Below are 17,758 nucleotides of genomic sequence, written 5' to 3' on the forward strand. Positions count from 1 at the left end.
CTCCGCCAATCGGTTCCCCCCGGCCCGACGCCGACACCAGGGACTCGTCAAGGAAGGGTGGCCACCATGCGCTACCGGCTCACGTTCGTCGCCGGACTCACTCTTGGTTACGTGCTGGGCACGCGGGCCGGACGCGAGCGCTACGAGCAGCTGAAGAAGTCCGCCCAGCAGATCTCCCAGAACCCCGCCGTCCGCAACACCGCCGAATCAGCCGCCCAACAGGGCCGCCAGTTCGCCGGCAAGGCCTACCACACAGTCACCGAGAAGGTCCACGTCCCCGACTCAGTGGCCGAACGGGTCCGCGCCCTGCGCGACCGCAACACCAACGGCGCAGTAGAGGACGACTGGGGCACGAGCAACACGTAAACATGCGGCGAGTCGAGGCACCTAAGGGGCGCGGGGCTGTATCGATCTGCGGCTCCGCCGCGGGGCGCGACCAGCCACAACACACCCGCACCAGCAAGACCACCCGCACCCCTACGGCGCCGATGGCCACACCCAGTGGAACGGTGCGGCAGAATTTTGTGTCATGGGGATAGTCGCCGGGCTGGACAGTGCGCCCGATTTCACTCGCATCGTCGTCTGCGACGCGGACACCGGAGCCGTGCTCCGGCAGGGGTACGCCCCGCATCCGGTCGAAGGCGCCGAAGGCGGCTCGCGGCCGTCCGACGTCGATCCGCAGGCCTGGCTGCTGTCCCTCGGTGAGGCGGCAGGGGGCGGTCTCCTTGAGGGCGTGCAGGCCATCGGTGTGTCGGCGCAGCAGAACGCGCTGGTGCCGCTGGACCCGCAGGGCAACACCGTGCGGCCGGCGATGGTCGGGGGTGACAAGCGGGCGCAGGTCGCGGCGGCCGATCTGATCGACGCGCTCGGCGGGCGTGAGGCGTGGGCGCAGGCGGTGGGGTGTGTGCCGCAGGCCGCTCAGCCCGTGACCAAGCTGCGGTGGCTGGCGAAGACCGAGCCGGAGAACGCCGTACGCACCGCTGTGCTGATGCAGGCGCACGACTGGCTGGTGTGGCAGTTGCTGGGGCGGCCGGTGCGCAGGACGACCGATCGCGGCGGGGCGTCCGGGACGGGGTATTGGTCCGCCGCCACCGGGGCCTACCGGGGTGATCTCGTCGAGTTGGCGCTCGGGCATCAGGCGATGCTGCCCGAGGTGATCGGGCCGTCCGATGCGGCCGGTACGACGCCGGAGGGGCTGCTGATCTCCGCCGGGACCGGCGAGACGATGGCCGCCGCCTTCGGGCTCGGGATCGGGCTCGGCGACGCGGTCGTGTCGCTGGGTGCGTCCGGGTCGGTGATGGCCGTGCATCCCGGGGCGCTCGTCGACCAGACCGGGATGATCACCTCGCTGGCCGACGCGACCGGCATGCACCTGCCGGTCGTCACCACCCTGAATGCCGTACGGACCCTGCGCGGCACCGCCGAACTGCTCGGGCTGCCCGACCTGGAGAGCCTGTCCGACCTGGCGATGAAGTCGACGCCGGGCGCCCATGGACTCGTACTCCTCCCCTATTTGGAGGGTGAGCGGACGCCGAGTCTGCCGCACACCGCGGGGACGCTCGCGGGGCTCAGGCGGGAGTCGATGAAGGCGGAGCATCTGGCGCGGGCGGCGTTCGAGGGGATGCTGTGCGGGCTGGCGGATGCGCTGGATGTGCTGCGGGGGCGGGGGGTCGAGGTGCGGCGGGTGTTTCTGCTCGGGGCCGCTGCCGAGCTGCCCGCCGTGCAGGCGGCGGCGCCTTCGCTGTTCGGGGCGCAGGTCGTCGTACCGCAGCCCGCGGACTACGGGGCGATCGGTGCGGCCCGGCAGGCGGCGTGGGCGCTCGGTACGTCGCAGGGCACTCTCGACCCGCGCACTCCGCCGGCCTGGCAGGGACCGGCCGCGCAGATCCTGGAGCCCGGCGAGGAACTGGCGGTGGGACAGGCGGTGCGGCAGCAGTTCGTGTCGGTGCGGGAGCAGACGCATCCCGGGGCGTTCCGGGTGTGAGTCTCCCGGGGTGTTCCGGGTGTGAGTCCGGCCTTGCGGAACGTAAGAGACCGGTAGGAGTCGGCTCGATCCGTACCCATAAGGCCGTACGAAGCACTGCTGACGGCTTAATCGGTTGAGGTAACGCGGGTGGAGTGTTCGACGATAGGGGCCAGGGGCAACCACCGCCCCCACCGCCGACTCCGAGAGACATAGCGTGCTCATACGACTTCTGCGGACCTATCTCAGGCCCTACCGGAAACCCATCGCTGTGCTGGTGCTGCTGCAGTTCCTGCAGACCTGCGCCACCCTCTACCTGCCCACGCTGAACGCGGACATCATCGACAACGGTGTCGTGAACGGAGACACCGGCTACATCCTTTCCTACGGCGCCCTGATGATCGGCATCTCGCTGGTGCAGGTCGTCTGCAACATCGGTGCCGTGTACTACGGCGCCCGTACGGCGGCGGCGCTCGGCCGTGACGTCCGGGGTGCTGTCTTCGACCGGGTGCAGTCCTTCTCCGCCCGTGAGGTCGGTCACTTCGGGGCGCCCACGCTGATCACGCGGACGACCAATGACGTCCAGCAGGTGCAGATGCTGGCGCTGATGACGTTCACGCTGCTGGTGTCGGCGCCGATCATGTGCGTGGGCGGCATCGTGCTGGCGCTCGGGCTCGATGTGCCGCTGTCCGGGGTGCTGGTCGCGGTGGTGCCGGTGCTGGGCATCTGTGTGACGTTGATCGTGCGGCGGCTGCGGCCGCTGTTCCGGACGATGCAGGAGCGGCTGGACACCGTGAACCGGGTGCTGCGCGAGCAGATCACCGGCAACCGGGTGATCCGCGCCTTCGTCCGCGACGAGTACGAGCAGCAGCGCTTCCGGCACGCGAACGCCGAGCTCACCGAGATGTCCCTGGCCACCGGCAAGCTGCTGGCGCTGATGTTCCCGATGGTGATGACGGTGGTGAACCTGTCGTCGATCGCGGTGGTGTGGTTCGGCGCGCATCGCATCGACAGCGGTGGGATGGAGATCGGCGATCTGACGGCGTTCCTCGCCTATCTGATGCAGATCGTGATGTCCGTGATGATGGCCACCTTCATGTTCATGATGGTGCCGCGCGCGGAGGTGTGTGCCGAGCGCATCCAGGAGGTGCTGGACACCTCCTCGTCCGTGGTTCCGCCGACCGCGCCCGTGGTCAAGCTGCTCCGGCACGGGCATCTGGAGCTGCGCGGGGCCGGGTTCCGCTACCCGGGTGCCGAGGAGCCGGTGCTGAAGGCCGTCGACCTGGTGGCCCGGCCCGGTGAGACGACCGCCGTGATCGGCTCGACCGGCAGCGGCAAGTCCACGCTGCTGGGGCTGGTGCCGCGGCTGTTCGACGCGACCGAAGGGGAGGTGCTCGTCGACGGCGTCGCGGTGGCCTCCCTCGAACCGAAGCTGCTGGCGAAGACCGTCGGGCTCGTCCCGCAGAAGCCGTATCTCTTCGCGGGCACGGTGGCGACCAATCTGCGGTACGGCAATCCGGACGCGACGGACGAGGAACTGTGGCACGCGCTGGAGGTGGCGCAGGCCAAGGAGTTCGTGGAGCGGCTCGAAGGCGGGCTCGACTCGCCGATCGCGCAGGGCGGCACGAACGTCTCCGGTGGTCAGCGGCAGCGGCTCGCGATCGCGCGCACGCTGGTCCAGCGGCCGGAGATCTATCTCTTCGACGACTCCTTCTCCGCGCTCGACTACGCGACCGACGCGGCGCTGCGTGCCGCGCTCGCCCAGGAGACCGCCGAGGCGACCGTCGTGATCGTCGCCCAGCGGGTGGCGACCATCCGGGACGCGGACCGGATCGTCGTACTCGACGAAGGGCGGGTGGTCGGGACGGGCCGGCACCACGAGCTGATGGCGGACAACGAGACCTACCGGGAGATCGTGCTCTCCCAGCTGACGGAAGCGGAGGCTGCCTGATGGCCGGGCCTGCAGGGCGGATGATGGCCGGGACGGGGCCCGAACACCGCTCGATGGACTTCAAGGGGTCGGGCAAACGGCTCGTCGCCCAGTTCAGACCCGAGCGGCTCACGATCTGCGCGCTCCTGCTGTGCGTGGTCGTGAGCGTCGGCCTGTCGGTGGTCGGGCCGAAGATCCTCGGCCACGCGACCGACCTGGTCTTCGCGGGCATCGTCGGGCGGCAGTTCCAGGCCGGGTCCACCAAGGAGCAGGTGCTCGAGGCCATGCGGATGCGGGGCGACGGTTCGGTCGCCGACATGCTCCGCAGTACGGACTTCACGCCGGGCCAGGGCGTCGACTTCGAGGCGGTCGGCTCCGTACTGCTGCTCGCGCTGAGCGTGTTCGTGGTGGCGGGGCTGTTGATGCTGGTGGCGACGCGGCTGGTGAACCGTTCCGTGAACCGGACGATGTACCGGATGCGGGAGGACGTACAGACGAAGCTGTCCCGGCTGCCGCTGTCGTACTTCGACAAGCGGCAGCGCGGTGAGGTGCTCTCCCGTGCCACCAACGACATCGACAACATCGGGCAGACGCTGCAGCAGTCGATGGGGCAGCTCATCAACTCCGTACTCACCATCATCGGTGTGCTCGCGATGATGTTCTGGGTGTCCTGGATCCTGGCGCTGGTGGCACTCGTGACCGTGCCGCTGTCGTTCGTCGTCGCCACCCGGGTCGGGAAGCGGTCGCAGCCGCACTTCGTGCAGCAGTGGCGGTCCACCGGGAAGCTCAACGCGCACGTCGAGGAGATGTACACCGGGCACGCGCTGGTGAAGGTGTTCGGGCGGCAGGACGAGTCGGCGCAGCAGTTCGCCGAGCAGAACGACGCGTTGTACGAGGCCGGGTTCCGGGCGCAGTTCAACAGCGGGATCATGCAGCCGCTGATGATGTTCGTGTCGAACATCAACTACGTGCTGGTCGCGGTGGTCGGTGGCCTGCGGGTCGCGTCCGGCTCGCTGTCCATCGGTGATGTGCAGGCCTTCATCCAGTACTCCCGGCAGTTCTCCATGCCGCTCACGCAGGTCGCGTCAATGGCGAACCTCGTGCAGTCCGGGGTCGCCTCGTCCGAGCGGATCTTCGAAGTCCTCGACGCCGAGGAGCAGGAGGCCGATCCGATGCCGGGCGAGCGGCCGGAGGAACTGCGCGGGCGGGTGGCGCTGGAGCATGTGTCCTTCCGGTACGACCCCGAGAAGCCGCTCATCGAGGATCTGTCGCTGAAGGTCGAGCCCGGGCACACGGTCGCGATCGTCGGGCCGACCGGCGCGGGCAAGACCACGCTGGTCAATCTGCTGATGCGGTTCTACGACGTCTCCGGCGGGCGGATCACCCTCGACGGCGTCGACATCGCTCGCATGTCCCGGGACGAACTGCGCGCCGGGATCGGCATGGTGCTCCAGGACACCTGGCTGTTCGGCGGGACCATCGCCGAGAACATCGCGTACGGGGCGTCCAGGGAGGTCACCCGGGGCGAGATCGAGGAAGCGGCTCGGGCGGCGCACGCGGACCGGTTCGTGCGGACGCTGCCCGACGGGTACGACACGGTGATCGACGACGAGGGGACGGGGGTCAGCGCGGGTGAGAAGCAGCTGATCACCATCGCGCGGGCGTTTCTGTCCGATCCGGTGATCCTGGTGCTGGACGAGGCGACGAGTTCTGTGGACACGCGGACCGAGGTGCTGATTCAGAAGGCGATGGCGAAGCTGGCGCATGGGCGTACGTCGTTCGTCATCGCGCATCGGCTGTCGACGATTCGGGATGCCGACACGATTCTGGTGATGGAGAACGGGGCGATCGTGGAACAGGGGGCGCACGGGGAGTTGTTGGCGGCCGACGGGGCTTATGCGCGGTTGTACAAGGCGCAGTTCGCGCAGGCGGTGGCTGAGGTGGACTGAGCGGGTGCGCGGCGTGGGGGCTGGGGCGGGGGCGTGGCGCAGCCCGGCGCGACGGGGTGCCGCTGCGCCCACCCGTGCCGCCCCAGCGGCACGACTGCCCGCAGCTCAGCTAGTCGAGGTAGCCCCTCAGCTGGTCCGCGAACGCGTGGTCCCTCAGCTTGTTCAGGGTCTTCGACTCGATCTGGCGGATTCGTTCCCTCGTCACGCCGAAGATGCGGCCGATTTCCTCCAGGGTGCGGGGGCGGCCGTCTGCCAGGCCGTAGCGGAGTTGGACGACCTTGCGTTCGCGTTCGCCGAGGGTGGAGAGGACGGCCTCGAGGTGCTCTCGGAGGAGGAGGAACGCTGCCGATTCCACCGGGCTTGCTGCGTCGCCGTCTTCTATCAGGTCGCCTAGGGCTACGTCGTCCTCTTCGCCCACGGGGGCGTGCAGGGACACCGGTTCCTGGGCGAGGCGCAGGACCTCGCTGACGCGCTCGGGTGGGAGGTCGAGGTGGGCGGCTACCTCTTCGGGGGTGGGCTCGTAGCCGCGTTCCTGGAGCATGCGGCGCTGGACGCGGACGACGCGGTTGATGAGCTCCACCACGTGGACGGGCACACGGATCGTGCGGGCCTGGTCGGCCAGGGCGCGGGACATGGCCTGGCGGATCCACCAGGTGGCGTACGTGGAGAACTTGTAGCCGCGGGCGTAGTCGAACTTCTCCACCGCGCGGATGAGTCCGAGGTTGCCCTCCTGGACGAGGTCGAGCATGGTCAGCCCGCGGCCGACGTACCGTTTCGCGACGGACACGACGAGCCGCAGGTTCGCCTCGATGAGGCGGCGCTTGGCCATCCGGCCCATGACGACGAGTTTGTCGAGGTCGAGGGCGAGCTGGCTGTCCAGGTCGGAGGCGCTGGCGAGCTTCTCCTCGGCGAACAGGCCGGCCTCGACACGGCGGGCGAGTTCGACCTCCTCGGCCGCGGTGAGCAGGGGGATGCGGCCGATCTCGCGGAGGTACTGGCGGAACAGGTCCGAGGACGGACCGCTGGTGTCGGCGCGGCCGCGCGGAGGTTCCACGGGCTCTTCCACCGCTTCGACTTGCGGTTCCGCCGCTTCCTGCGGGGCCTCCGGCTCCGCCTCGGGGTGGTGTACGACACGGCTCTGCGGCGGGACGGCGACGAGCACGTCGGTCTCCGCGTCCGGCTCCGTGACGTCGGTCTGGGTCAGGGTCTGGGTCTGCACGGGGGCGACCTCCAGGATGATCGCTGCTGAGGTGTGCGGCAGCGCTGCTTCAGGGGCGGAGTCGGCGGCCACGCCGCTGTCCGTCCCGTACGCGATGAGCGGAACCGCGGGGGTGTGGGATCCGTTGGGGACGGATCGGCCGCGCTCCGAGGACTCAGGCACCGGAACCCAGTGTGGAGTACGACACATCGCCGCCACGAGGGGCGTGCGGTGACTTTTTGAGTCCGGTCCGTGACCGCGTGGTTACCCTCGCGGAAAACCCGGGTGCTCGTTCGCGCCCTGATCTGCGACGATCCGAGGGCGTCCGGTTCCTTGTGGGACCGGCCGATGCCCTCTTGTCGGGTTCCCCGTCATATGCCGGGGAACCGGCCCGGGGGCAAGAGGAACGGGGCGGCGGGCTAGAGCGCCGCCACGCCCCGCTCCCGCAGCGCCTGCCCGTACTGCTGGAGCACCCACAACTCGTTCTGTACGGCCGCCAGTTGGGCCGGGTCGCCGCCGTTGGTGAGGCGGGTGAGGGTGCCCTGGATCTCCTGGATGCGGCGGTCCACGGCGCGGCGGCGGACCATGACGAGCTGGTCGCCGGCGTAGATCTCGTCGACGGTGCGGCGCATGATCGCCTCGACCGCCAGCTCGGTCACCATCGCGCGGACCTGGTCGTCGGGGGCGGCCTCGCGGACGCGGACCAGGTATTCCTGCGGGTCCTGGATGCCGTACTCCGCTCCGCCCGCGTCCATGACGGCCTGGCGTACGGCGGCGTAGGGCGGGGCGGTGAACTCGTCGATGCCGTAGGCGTCGAAGGCCGGGGAGACCAACTCGGGGCGCTGGAGGGCTAGTTTCAGGAGTTCGCGTTCGGTGGCGTACACCGGGTTGCGGAGGTTCAGGGCCGGGCCGGAGGGGGCGCGGACCGCGTCGTACTGCTGCGTGTGGCGCTGCTGGGCGGGGGCCGGGCCCTTGCCGCCGCGGTCCCTGGCCCAGCGCGCCAGCTGGGCGACCCGCTTGACCACGAACTGGGTGTCGAGGATGCCGAGCATGCCCGCGAGCTGGACGGCGACCTCGTGCTGGGCGCCGGTGTTCTTGATGCGGGCGACGATCGGCGCCGACTCGTCCAGCGCCGAGGCGCGGCCCGCGGGGGTGTCAAGGTCGTAGCGGCTGACGATCTGGCGGAGCGCGAACTCGAAGAGGGGCGTGCGGGGTTCGACCAGGTCGGCCACCGCCTCGTCGCCCTTGGCCAGACGCAGCTCGCAGGGGTCCATGCCGTCGGGCGCGATCGCGATGTACGTCTCGGCGGCGAACTTCTGGTCGTCCTCGAAGGCGCGCAGCGCCGCCTTCTGGCCGGCCGCGTCGCCGTCGAATGTGAAGATCACACGGGCCGAGCCGTTGTCCATCAGGAGGCGGCGGAGGATCTTGATGTGGTCGCCGCCGAAGGCCGTGCCGCAGGTGGCGATGGCGGTGGTGACACCGGCGAGGTGGCAGGCCATGACGTCCGTGTAGCCCTCGACGACGACCGCGCGGCTGGTCTTGGCGATGTGCTGCTTCGCGAGGTCGACGCCGTACAGGACCTGGGACTTCTTGTAGATCGCCGTGTCGGGGGTGTTGAGGTACTTGGGGCCGTTGTCGGACTCGTACAGCTTGCGGGCGCCGAAGCCGACCACGTCGCCGGCGATGTCGCGGATCGGCCACATCAGCCGGCCGCGGAAGCGGTCGATGGGGCCGCGGCGGCCCTCCTGGGCGAGGCCGGACAGGAGCAGCTCCTTGTCGGAGAAGCCCTTGCCGCGGAGGTAGCGGGTGAGGTGGTCCCAGCCCTGGGGGCTGTAGCCGACGGAGAAGTGCTCGGCGGCGGACTGGTCGAAGCCGCGCTCGGCGAGGAACTTCCGGCCGGTGTCGGCCTCCGCGCTGGTGGCCAGCTGCTCCACATACCACTGCGCGGCGATCTTGTGCGCCTCGACCAGGCGGATGCGTTCGCCGCGCTGGTGGGAGGGGTTGTAGCCGCCCTCCTCGTACCGCAGGGTGATGCCGGCCTGGCCGGCGAGGCGCTCGACCGCCTCCGAGAAGGAGAGGTGGTCGACCTTCATCACGAACGTGATGGTGTCGCCGCCCTCCTGGCAGCCGAAGCAGTGGAAGAACCCCTTGCTCGGGCTGACCTGGAAGGACGGTGACTTCTCGTCGTGGAACGGGCAGAGGCCCTTCAGGTTGCCGCCGCCCGCGGGGCGCAGCTGGAGGTACTCGGACACAACGGCATCGATCGGGACCGCGTCCCGAACCGCCTTCACGTCCTCGTCGTTGATCCGTCCTGCCACGCGTGAATTCTACGGGGGTGCGCTGACACTTAAGGGACGAGGTTTTCCAGTGGAACGTGTGGATCCGCCAGTGCCTCCGTGTCTACGCGGGCGCTGGACCGGATCAGCTGCTGGATCGGGTCTGTGACGTCCCACACATTCACGTTCATCCCGGCGAGCACGCGGTTCTCCTTCACCCAGAAGGCGATGAATTCCCGCTTTCCGGCGTCTCCCCGGATCACCACTTCGTCGTACGTGCCCGGGGGCGCCCAGCCGGAGTACTCCATCCCGAGGTCGTACTGGTCGGAGAAGAAATAGGGCACACGGTCGTAGGTGACGTCCCGGCCGAGCATCGCGCGGGCCGCCGCCGGGCCGCCGTTGAGGGCGTTGGCCCAGTGCTCGACGCGTACGCGGGTGCCGAACAGGGCGTGCGGGAACGCGGCGACATCGCCGGCCGCGTAGATGTCGGGGTCGGAGGTGCGCAGCTGTTCGTCGACCAGCACGCCACCGCCGTAGGCGCGCTCGGCGATTTCGAGCCCGGCCGACTCCGCGAGAGCGACACGCGGGGCCGCGCCGATCGCCGCGAGGACGTCGTGCGCGGGGTGTTCCTCACCGTCGTCGGTGCGGGCGGCAAGCACCATGCCGTCCTGGCCGGTGATCTCCGTCAGCCGCGCGCCGAAGTGGAAGCGGACACCGTGCTCGCGGTGCAGCTCGGCGAAGAGGTTGCCGAGTTCGGGGCCGAGGACGCCGTGCAGCGGGGTCGGCTCCGGCTCGACGACGGTGACCTCGGCGCCGTACTCCCGGGCCGCCGCCGCGACCTCCAGGCCGATCCAGCCGGCGCCGGCGATGACGAGGTGGCCGTTGTCGCGGCCGAGCGAGGCCAGGACGCCCTTGAGGCGTTCGGCGTGGGCGAGGCGGCGCAGGTGGTGGACGCCCGCGAGGTCCGTGCCGGGGATGTCCAGGCGGCGGGGTTCGGCGCCGGTCGCGAGGAGCAGCTTGTCGTAGCGGACAACGGTGCCGTCCTCGCCGAAGCGGACCGTCTTCGCCGTACGGTCGATGGCGTCGACGGTCTGGCCGAGGTGCAGCTCGATGTCGTTGCGGGCGTACCAGGCGGGCTCGTGCACGAAGACGCTGTCGCGCTCCTCCTTGCCGAGCAGATAGCCCTTGGAGAGGGGCGGGCGCTCGTACGGGTGATCGCGTTCGTCGCAGATCAGTATCACGCGGCCGGTGAAGCCCTCCGCTCGGAGCGTCTCGGCCGCTTTCGCGCCGGCGAGACCGCCTCCGACGATGACGAATGTCTGATCCGCGTCGACCACTTGATGCCTCCTCGTAACGAAGCCGCCACATGCGAGCGTCCCGCACGCAGCGTGATGGGGGAAGAGGGAGTGGCCCGATCAGGCCACGGAGGGTCACATTCGGGCTTGATTCACCTCACTGCCGCCCCGTGAGCCTCTGGTGCAACGATCGCGCCGACGCGTCCGTGAGCGACGCGATCTGGTCGACGATCACGCGTTTGCGGGCGCGGTCGTCGGGTGCCCGGTCGAACAGCGCGCGGAACTGGGGGTCGAGTCCGTCGGGCGCGCGGGTGGTGAGCGCGGCGGCGAGTTCCGCGACGACGATGCGCTGGTCGGCGCGGAGACGTTCCTGTTCGGCGCGCTGCATGACGTACCGGTCGGCGACGGCTTTGAGGACGGCACATTCGAGACGGACCTCGCGCGGTACGACGAGTTCGGCGTCGTATCTCGTCAGGCGGCCGGTGCCGTACGCCGCGCGCGTGGCGGCCTCCGCGCCGAGGCAGAAGCGGCCGATGAGCTGGCTGGTGGCGTCCTTGAGGCGGGCCTGGGCCACGGCCGTGCCGTCGTAGCCGTGCGGCCACCAGTCCTCGTCGAGGAGACGGTCGAGGGCCTCGGCCAGTTCGGCGGGGTCGGTGTCCGAGGGGACGTAGCGGCCGATGGCGACCGAGAAGACCGCCTGCCGCTCCGGTTCGGCGTGCAGGCAGTTGGGGTCGATGTGGCCGGCGTGCAGGCCGTCCTCGACGTCGTGCACGGAGTAGGCCACGTCGTCGGACCAGTCCATGACCTGGGCCTCGAAGCAGGTGCGGCTGCCGGGGGCGTCCTTGCGGACCCAGTCGAAGACGGGGCGGTCGTCCTCGTAGACGCCGAACTTGCGGGACTTGGGGTCGGCGGGGTGGGCGCCGCGGGGCCAGGGGTACTTGGTGGCCGCGTCGAGGGCGGCTCGGGTGAGGTTGAGGCCGACGGATCCCTCGGGGGTGAACCGTTTGGGCTCGATGCGGGTGAGGAGTCTCAGGGACTGGGCGTTGCCCTCGAAGCCGCCGCAGTCTTCCGCGAATTCGTTGAGGGCCTGTTCGCCGTTGTGGCCGAACGGGGGGTGGCCCAGGTCGTGGGAGAGGCAGGCGGCTTCCACCAGGTCGGGGTCGCAGCCGAGGGCTGCGCCCAGTTCTCGGCCGACCTGGGCGCACTCCAGGGAGTGGGTGAGGCGGGTGCGGGGGCTGGCGTCCCAGACCGAGGAGCTGCCTGGCGTGACGACCTGGGTTTTTCCCGCGAGCCTTCTGAGCGCGGCGGAGTGCAGGATGCGGGCACGGTCGCGCTGGAAGGCGGTTCGGCCGGGGCGCTTGTCCGGTTCGAGGGCCCAGCGTTCGGTTGACTGCAGGTCGTACGGCATGTGTCGACAGTAATCGCCGGTGGTGGCGAACGGTGTGCGCCTTTGCGTCTGCCGAGTGCGGTTAGCTGGCGAGTGCGGGTTGTGGGTGGCTGGTCGCGCCCCGCGGCGGAGCCGCAGATTGATGCAGCCCCGCGCCCCTGACGTACGTCCGCTCGTCCTGCGTTGTCAGTGCCTCGTCGTAGCGGTGCAGGACCAAGCGGGCCATCGCCGGGTGGGTGCCCAAGGGGGCCGACGCTATCCAGGGGGCTGCCTCTGCGCACTGGGTCGCGAAGTAGCCGGGGGCCGTGAAATAGCTCGCTACGGCCACCCTGCGGCAGCCTCGGGCCGTAAGCGTCTGTACGGCTTCCTCGACCGTCGGCTTCGCTGCCGACGCGTACGCGGGGATCACCGGTACGCCCAGGCGGTCGGCCAGGAGTTGTGCCGTGCGGCCTGTGTCTGTTGCCGCGTCGGGGTCGCGGGAGCCTGCCGCGGCCAGGACCACTCCGGTTTTTTCCGCGCCCTTGCGCCAGCCTGCTTCGGTCAGGCGGTCGTGGAGGGCGTCCACGAGGAGGGGGTGGGGGCCGAGGGCGGTGGCGACGCGGGTGCGGGCCGGGGCCGCGGCGGCCATGTCGGGGATGTCGCGCTTGACGTGGTAGCCGCGGCTGAGGAGGAGCGGTACGAGGACGGCTTCGGAGGTGCCGAGGGCGGCGAGGGTGTCCGGGAGCAGGGGCTCGTTCAGCTCGATGTGGCCGAGACGGACGGGCAGGCCGGGGCGCAGTTCGCGGACGCGGTCGACGAGGGCGGTGACCGTGCGCAGGGTGCGCGGGTCGCGGCTGCCGTGGGCCACAAGAACGAGCGTGGGCGGCTCGGGGCGTCGCCTGCCGTCGCGGGAGACGAGGCTGAGCTGGTCGGCGAGCTGGCTGGTGATCCGGTTCATGAGGTGCGCCGTACTGTCGAGGTGGGCCCCGTGCGGGAGGGTCGTGGACTCGTCGTGGAGTGGTTTCGACGCCGTCATGAACCGATGGTGGCGGCGGGAGGTTGCCGCCCCGTTGCATGGGCGTCACGGGTCTTTTCGCGGGGTTCACGGTGAGGGGCATGGGGTGTGTGAGGTGGCGTGACCTGCGGATTCGGCGGGGAGCGTGAAGCTGGTCACATGGCCTGGACCGAACCGGAGCGGCCGTACAGGACGTCTGTGACTGTCGAGAACCCACCAGGGAGGGACCGTGAAGGTGCGCAGACCACGTCTGCCGCGTACCCGTACCGGGCAGCGGCGGCTGGTGCAGGCCGTGATGCTCGGGTGTGTGCTGGCGCTGCTTCCCGCGACCTGGATGTACGTGGTGGCCGGCGACCGGCTGCGGACCACGGCGGACGTGCCCCGCACCGAGGTCGCGGTCGTGTTCGGCGCGGGTCTGTGGGACGGCGAGCCGTCGCCGTATCTCGCGCACCGGCTCGACGCGGCGGCCGAGCTGTACCGCGAGGGCCGTATCGAGGTCGTCCTCGTCACCGGCGACAACAGCCGCGAGGACTATGACGAGCCCGACGCGATGCGGACCTACCTGACCCGGCGGGGCGTGCCGGACGTGCGCATCGTGAGTGACTACGCGGGGTTCGACACCTGGGACTCCTGTGTCCGCGCGAAGAAGATCTTCGGGGTGGACCGGGCTGTGTTGATCAGTCAGGGCTTCCATATCCGGCGCGCGGTCGCGTTGTGTCAGGAGGCGGGGGTGTCGTCGTACGGCGTCGGGGTGGACGCCGTGCACGACGCGACCTGGTACTACGGCGGTGTCCGGGAGCTGATCGCCGCCGGGAAGGCCGCGGTGGACGCCGTGTTCGAGCCGGACCCCCGGTTCCTCGGACCACGGGAACCGGGGGTGGCTCGGGCGCTCGCTAGCGCCCGGTGAAGTGCGGGGCGCGTTTCTCCAGGAACGCGCTCATGCCCTCCTTCTGGTCCGCGGTCACGAACAGGGCGTGGAACACCCGGCGTTCGAAGCGGATGCCGTCTCGCAGGCCGGTTTCCAGGGCCTGGTTCACGCATTCACGGGCCGCGGTGACCGCCGCGCGTCCGTACGAGGCGATGGTCGCGGCCGCTTCGAGGGCCTCCGGCAGGACCCGGTCGTCGGGTACGACACGGGAGACGAGACCGCAGCGTCCAGCCTCCCGTGCGTCCATGGTGCGACCGGTGAGGATCAGGTCCATCGCCTTGGCCTTGCCGACCAGCCGGGTCAGGCGCTGGGTGCCGCCGATGCCCGGGATCACCCCCAGCTTGATCTCCGGCTGGCCGAACACCGCCGACTCGCCCGCGATGACGAGGTCGCACATCATCGCCAGCTCACAACCGCCGCCCAGAGCATGTCCGTTGACGGCGGCGATCTTCGGCGTGCGGAGGTCGGCGAAGTCCTCCCACTCCGCGAAGTAGTCCTCCGCCGCCATCTCCGCGGCCGACTTCCCCGCCATCTCCTTGATGTCGGCGCCGGCGGCGAACACCTTCTCCGAGCCGGTGACGACGAAGCAGCCGACCTCGGGGTCCGCATCCAAGGGGCGCAGGGTGTCGAGGAGTTCGGTCAGCAGCTCGGTGTTCAGTGCGTTGAGCACATGCGGGCGGTACAGACGGACGATCACCACGCCGCCGTGCTGTTCGACTTTCAGGTTGCTCATGGGGAGTCCCTTCGAGGGTTACGAGTCCCAGATCGCGCCGTACGCCGGAATCCCGCGCCGCTCCAGCCCGTGTACGACCTGCCAGGTGAGCTTCTTGTTGGAGATGCAGATCACCGCCTCGGCGCCGAAGTCGCGGTACGCGGCGTACGCGAGGCGCACCATGTCGGGCTTGCCGTGCCGGGAGGTGTCCCAGATGACGGCGTCGGGCTGGACGGCGAGGATCTCGTCGACGAGTGCGTCGCCGTACGTCGTACGGGGGTCGCGGGTCGCCCAGACCAGGCGGGAGGGGACCTCGGCGGCGAGGAGATGGGGCAGGCAGGGGCCGATGCCGCTGCCGGTCGCGACGTAGATCACCTTCTTGAACAGGACCTCGATGTTGGCGACCCCGGCCGTGGTGATGCCCTTCACCCACACCCTGGGCGGCAGGTCGTCGATGAACGAGCCCGTCCAGTCGCCGGCCCGCGAGATGGTGAGCCGGAAGCCGGGCTCACCGGGGGCCGGGACGTTGGCGAAGGAGTGCCATTCCCGTAGCGGGCTGCGGCTGATCGCGGTCGAGGAGCCCGCGAACGGGGTCTCGCCGTGATCGAAGCGGGCCAGTACGACGTGTCGGGAGGGGCGTTCGAGACGGACGCCGACCTTGCGGAGCCGTAGCCAGGGCAGGGCGACGCTGAAGCTGACGACCGACAGGACCGTGACTTCCGCCGGGCCCGGTGACGACAGGAGCGTGTGCGTCCAGAAGAGGGCGAGGGCGGTCCAGCCGCCGAAACGGTGGATCTTCTCGAAGTGGTCGTGATGGCGGGAGCGGAAGGGCGGCAGGGCGGTGGCGACGATGACCGCGAGGAGGGCGATCAGGGTCCAGCTCACGGTCCTGAGCGGCGCACTGGCCGGCCCATGGGTCGTCCTGATCGTGAGCGCCAGGAACCAGCCCGCACCCGCCAGCGCCCCGCCCGCATGCAGCCCGCCGAAGTGGTACACCTTCCCCAGCGTCCAGCGGATCTTCAGCGGCCAGTTCGTCGGCGCCCAGGTCGCCAGCCGGAAGAAGAGGTTGATGACGTACTGCTGTCGGACGAGGACGGCGAGCGCGAGGTTGGCGAGGGCCGCGTGGCCGATAGTCTCGGTCGACAGGGGCCAACGGGCGCACAGGAAGACGAGGTTGGCCAGGATCACCAGCGCCGCGAGCCGGTTGTAGTGCATCAGGCGTGGGTGCTTGAGCAGGCGGCGGGGGCCGGAGATGAGCGGGGGCAGCTCGGTGGTGTCCTGCCGGGTCCGCGGAGGTGAGGTGGTCATCGGGCCACCGCCATCCGCTCTTCGGCCATCCGGAGCAGCGCCGTTTTGTCGATCTTGCCACGGTCGGTCTCGGGGAGGAGGGGCAGCGGCAGGACCTCCTCGGGCACGCAGTAGTACGGCAGGGCGTCGGCGACGGCGCCGCGGGCGGTGTCCGGGTCGACGTCGGCGGGGCAGACGAAGGAGACCAGCGTGCGGGCGTCGCGCTTCAGGGTCACCGCGCGCCGGCAGCCCGGCACCGACTCCAGCACCGAGGACACGGAGTCGAGCTCGACGCGGAAGCCGCGCACCTTGACCTGGTCGTCGGTGCGGCCGAGGTGTTCCAGTTCGCCGTCGGGGGTCCAGCGGCCGAGGTCGCGGGTGCGGAACATCCGGCGGCCGCCGCCGAGGAAGGGGTCGGGGGCGTATCTCTCGGCGTTGAGCCGGTCATCGCCGAGATATCCCGCCGAGACGCAGTCACCGCCCGCCCACATCTCGCCGATCTCGCCGATGGGCAGCGGGCGGCGGGCGGCGTCGAGGACGTACACCGTGTTGTTGGGGGTGGGCCGGCCGATGGTGAGGAGCGGGTCGGCCGGGTCGTGGCGGCGCATCGTGTTGACGATGGTCGTCTCGGTGGGGCCGCAGCAGTTGTGGAAGGCGGCGCGGGCGGCCCAGGCGTCGGCGAGCGGACGCGGGCAGGGTTCGCCCGCCACCGCGACCGTGCGGACACGAGGGCAGGCCGCCGGGTCGATGCCGGACAGGACGGTCGGCGTGGCGATCAGGACGTCGGCCGTACGGGCCGCCGCCGCGATGTCCTTGCCGCGGATCACGAGGGTGCCGCCGTGGGCGAGGCAGCCGAGGATCTCCCAGGCCGCCATGTCGAAGGCGATGTTGAGGAGTTGGGCGACCCGGTCGCCGGGGCGGATGCCCAGGTCGCCGGGGGCGGTGAGGAGGATGTTGGCGACGTTGCGATGGGTGACCTTCACGCCGTTGGGGCGGCCGGTGGTGCCGGAGGTGAACAGGACGTAGCAGCCGTCGTCGGGGCTGATGTGCGGGCGGGGGAAGGCCGCAGCGGGCAGGGGTGTGTCCAGGGCGATCACGCGCGGGCCCCGCGGCATGCGGGCCGCGTGTTCCGCGACGGTGAGGACGACGCGGGTGCGGGCGGTGCGGACGACGTGGGCGAGCTGGGCGGGGGGCGCGAGCCCGATGTCCTGGGGGACATAGGCGGCGCCCGCCTTCAGGATGCCGAGCAGGCCGACGAGCATCGGGAGGGAGCGGCGTACGAAGAGGCCGACGTGGTCGCCGGGCCGTACGCCCTCGCGGGCCAGGCGGGCGGCGAGTGCGTCGGCGTGGCGGTCGAGCTCGCCGTAGGTGATCAGCGCGCCCTGGTGTTCGGCGGCGACGGCGTGCGGGGTGGCCGCGGCGTGCCGCTCGACGGCACGGTGGACGAGGGGGTCCGGGACCAGAACCGTGGGACCGCGACCGTAGTGCCGGAAAAGGTGCTGGTCACGAGGGGTTAAATGGCGCAGGGGCATGACTCGGGGACCTCCTGGCTGTTTCGCTTGACGGGCTGTTTCGATGGCGGTTACTGCCTTGCCGGATCCGGGATGAGCGGCGGGCATGCCCGGTATGTCGAACGCCGTACGGAGTCGCGCGAAGGCCCGACTGTAGAAGCCGGGTCCTCCAATACTCAACAACCTGCGACCGGCCAACTACAGTACGGAACGAGCCACATGTGGCGCCTTTCACACCAAAGGCACCTTGCGCACCGCCCGGCGGCGGCTCAGGGGCGGGCTGCCGTGCGCCTCACGTCGCTCCGGCGGCGGCGGGGAGGTCGTCGTC

13 protein-coding genes are annotated in these 17,758 nt (G+C 70.3%); 5 read left to right on the forward strand and 8 right to left on the reverse strand.

All coding sequences use genetic code 11. The annotated features are described in order from the left end of the window. The first annotated feature begins 66 nt into the window (after positions 1-66). The 4 genes from AB0I98_RS04305 (at position 67) to AB0I98_RS04320 (ending at position 5,842) form a co-directional block, all read left to right on the forward strand. Positions 67-366, forward strand: a complete 300-nt coding sequence (locus AB0I98_RS04305; protein WP_362935040.1) for a YtxH domain-containing protein — start codon at positions 67-69, stop codon at positions 364-366. Positions 367-529: 163 nt separating this feature from the next. Next, positions 530-1,984, forward strand: a complete 1,455-nt coding sequence (locus tag AB0I98_RS04310) for an FGGY family carbohydrate kinase (protein WP_362935043.1) — start codon at positions 530-532, stop codon at positions 1,982-1,984. Positions 1,985-2,180: 196 nt separating this feature from the next. Next, the gene (locus AB0I98_RS04315) at positions 2,181-3,914 is read left to right on the forward strand and encodes an ABC transporter ATP-binding protein (protein WP_362935046.1); all 1,734 of its coding nucleotides are present in this window, start codon (positions 2,181-2,183) and stop codon (positions 3,912-3,914) included. Continuing rightward, entirely contained in the window at positions 3,914-5,842 is a 1,929-nt protein-coding gene (locus AB0I98_RS04320) for an ABC transporter ATP-binding protein (protein WP_362935049.1), read from the forward strand. Before AB0I98_RS04315 ends, AB0I98_RS04320 begins: the two co-directional genes overlap by 1 nt. Before the next feature lie 109 nt (positions 5,843-5,951). Here the strand turns inward: AB0I98_RS04320 and AB0I98_RS04325 are convergent, their stop codons facing one another. The 5 genes from AB0I98_RS04325 to AB0I98_RS04345 form a co-directional block, all read right to left on the reverse strand. After that, positions 5,952-7,223: an RNA polymerase sigma factor gene (locus AB0I98_RS04325; protein ID WP_362935052.1), complete on the reverse strand. Its 1,272-nt coding sequence runs from the start codon at positions 7,221-7,223 to the stop codon at positions 5,952-5,954. 236 nt (positions 7,224-7,459) lie between these two features. Continuing rightward, a complete protein-coding gene (gene dnaG, locus AB0I98_RS04330) occupies positions 7,460-9,358 on the reverse strand; it encodes a DNA primase (protein WP_362935055.1) in 1,899 nt (632 codons plus the stop codon). Between the two features lie 29 nt (positions 9,359-9,387). Next, complete coding sequence (locus tag AB0I98_RS04335; RefSeq protein WP_362935058.1) at positions 9,388-10,653, reverse strand: FAD-dependent oxidoreductase; 1,266 nt, start codon at positions 10,651-10,653, stop codon at positions 9,388-9,390. 115 nt (positions 10,654-10,768) lie between these two features. Next, complete coding sequence (locus AB0I98_RS04340) at positions 10,769-12,019, reverse strand: deoxyguanosinetriphosphate triphosphohydrolase (RefSeq protein WP_362935061.1); 1,251 nt, start codon at positions 12,017-12,019, stop codon at positions 10,769-10,771. 61 nt (positions 12,020-12,080) lie between these two features. Beyond that, the gene (locus AB0I98_RS04345; RefSeq protein WP_362935064.1) at positions 12,081-13,013 is read right to left on the reverse strand and encodes a sirohydrochlorin chelatase; all 933 of its coding nucleotides are present in this window, start codon (positions 13,011-13,013) and stop codon (positions 12,081-12,083) included. Between the two features lie 208 nt (positions 13,014-13,221). Between AB0I98_RS04345 and AB0I98_RS04350 the strand changes: the two genes are divergently transcribed. Next, positions 13,222-13,899, forward strand: coding sequence for an ElyC/SanA/YdcF family protein (locus AB0I98_RS04350; protein ID WP_301980807.1), 678 nt, complete (start codon positions 13,222-13,224; stop codon positions 13,897-13,899). Here the strand turns inward: AB0I98_RS04350 and AB0I98_RS04355 are convergent. The 3 genes from AB0I98_RS04355 to AB0I98_RS04365 are packed head-to-tail and all read right to left on the reverse strand — an operon-like array spanning position 13,886 to position 17,451. Next, complete coding sequence (locus AB0I98_RS04355) at positions 13,886-14,653, reverse strand: enoyl-CoA hydratase-related protein (RefSeq protein ID WP_362935067.1); 768 nt, start codon at positions 14,651-14,653, stop codon at positions 13,886-13,888. The genes AB0I98_RS04350 and AB0I98_RS04355 overlap by 14 nt on opposite strands. Positions 14,654-14,671: 18 nt before the next feature. Then, positions 14,672-15,940: a hypothetical protein gene (locus tag AB0I98_RS04360; protein ID WP_362935070.1), complete on the reverse strand. Its 1,269-nt coding sequence runs from the start codon at positions 15,938-15,940 to the stop codon at positions 14,672-14,674. After that, a complete protein-coding gene (locus AB0I98_RS04365; RefSeq protein ID WP_362935072.1) occupies positions 15,937-17,451 on the reverse strand; it encodes an amino acid adenylation domain-containing protein in 1,515 nt (504 codons plus the stop codon). Before AB0I98_RS04365 ends, AB0I98_RS04360 begins: the two co-directional genes overlap by 4 nt. Between the last annotated feature and the right edge of the window lie 307 nt (positions 17,452-17,758).

Origin of the sequence: Streptomyces sp. NPDC050211 (genome assembly GCF_040656035.1) — a bacterium.
In the GTDB taxonomy this organism is placed as follows: Bacteria; Actinomycetota; Actinomycetes; order Streptomycetales; family Streptomycetaceae; genus Streptomyces.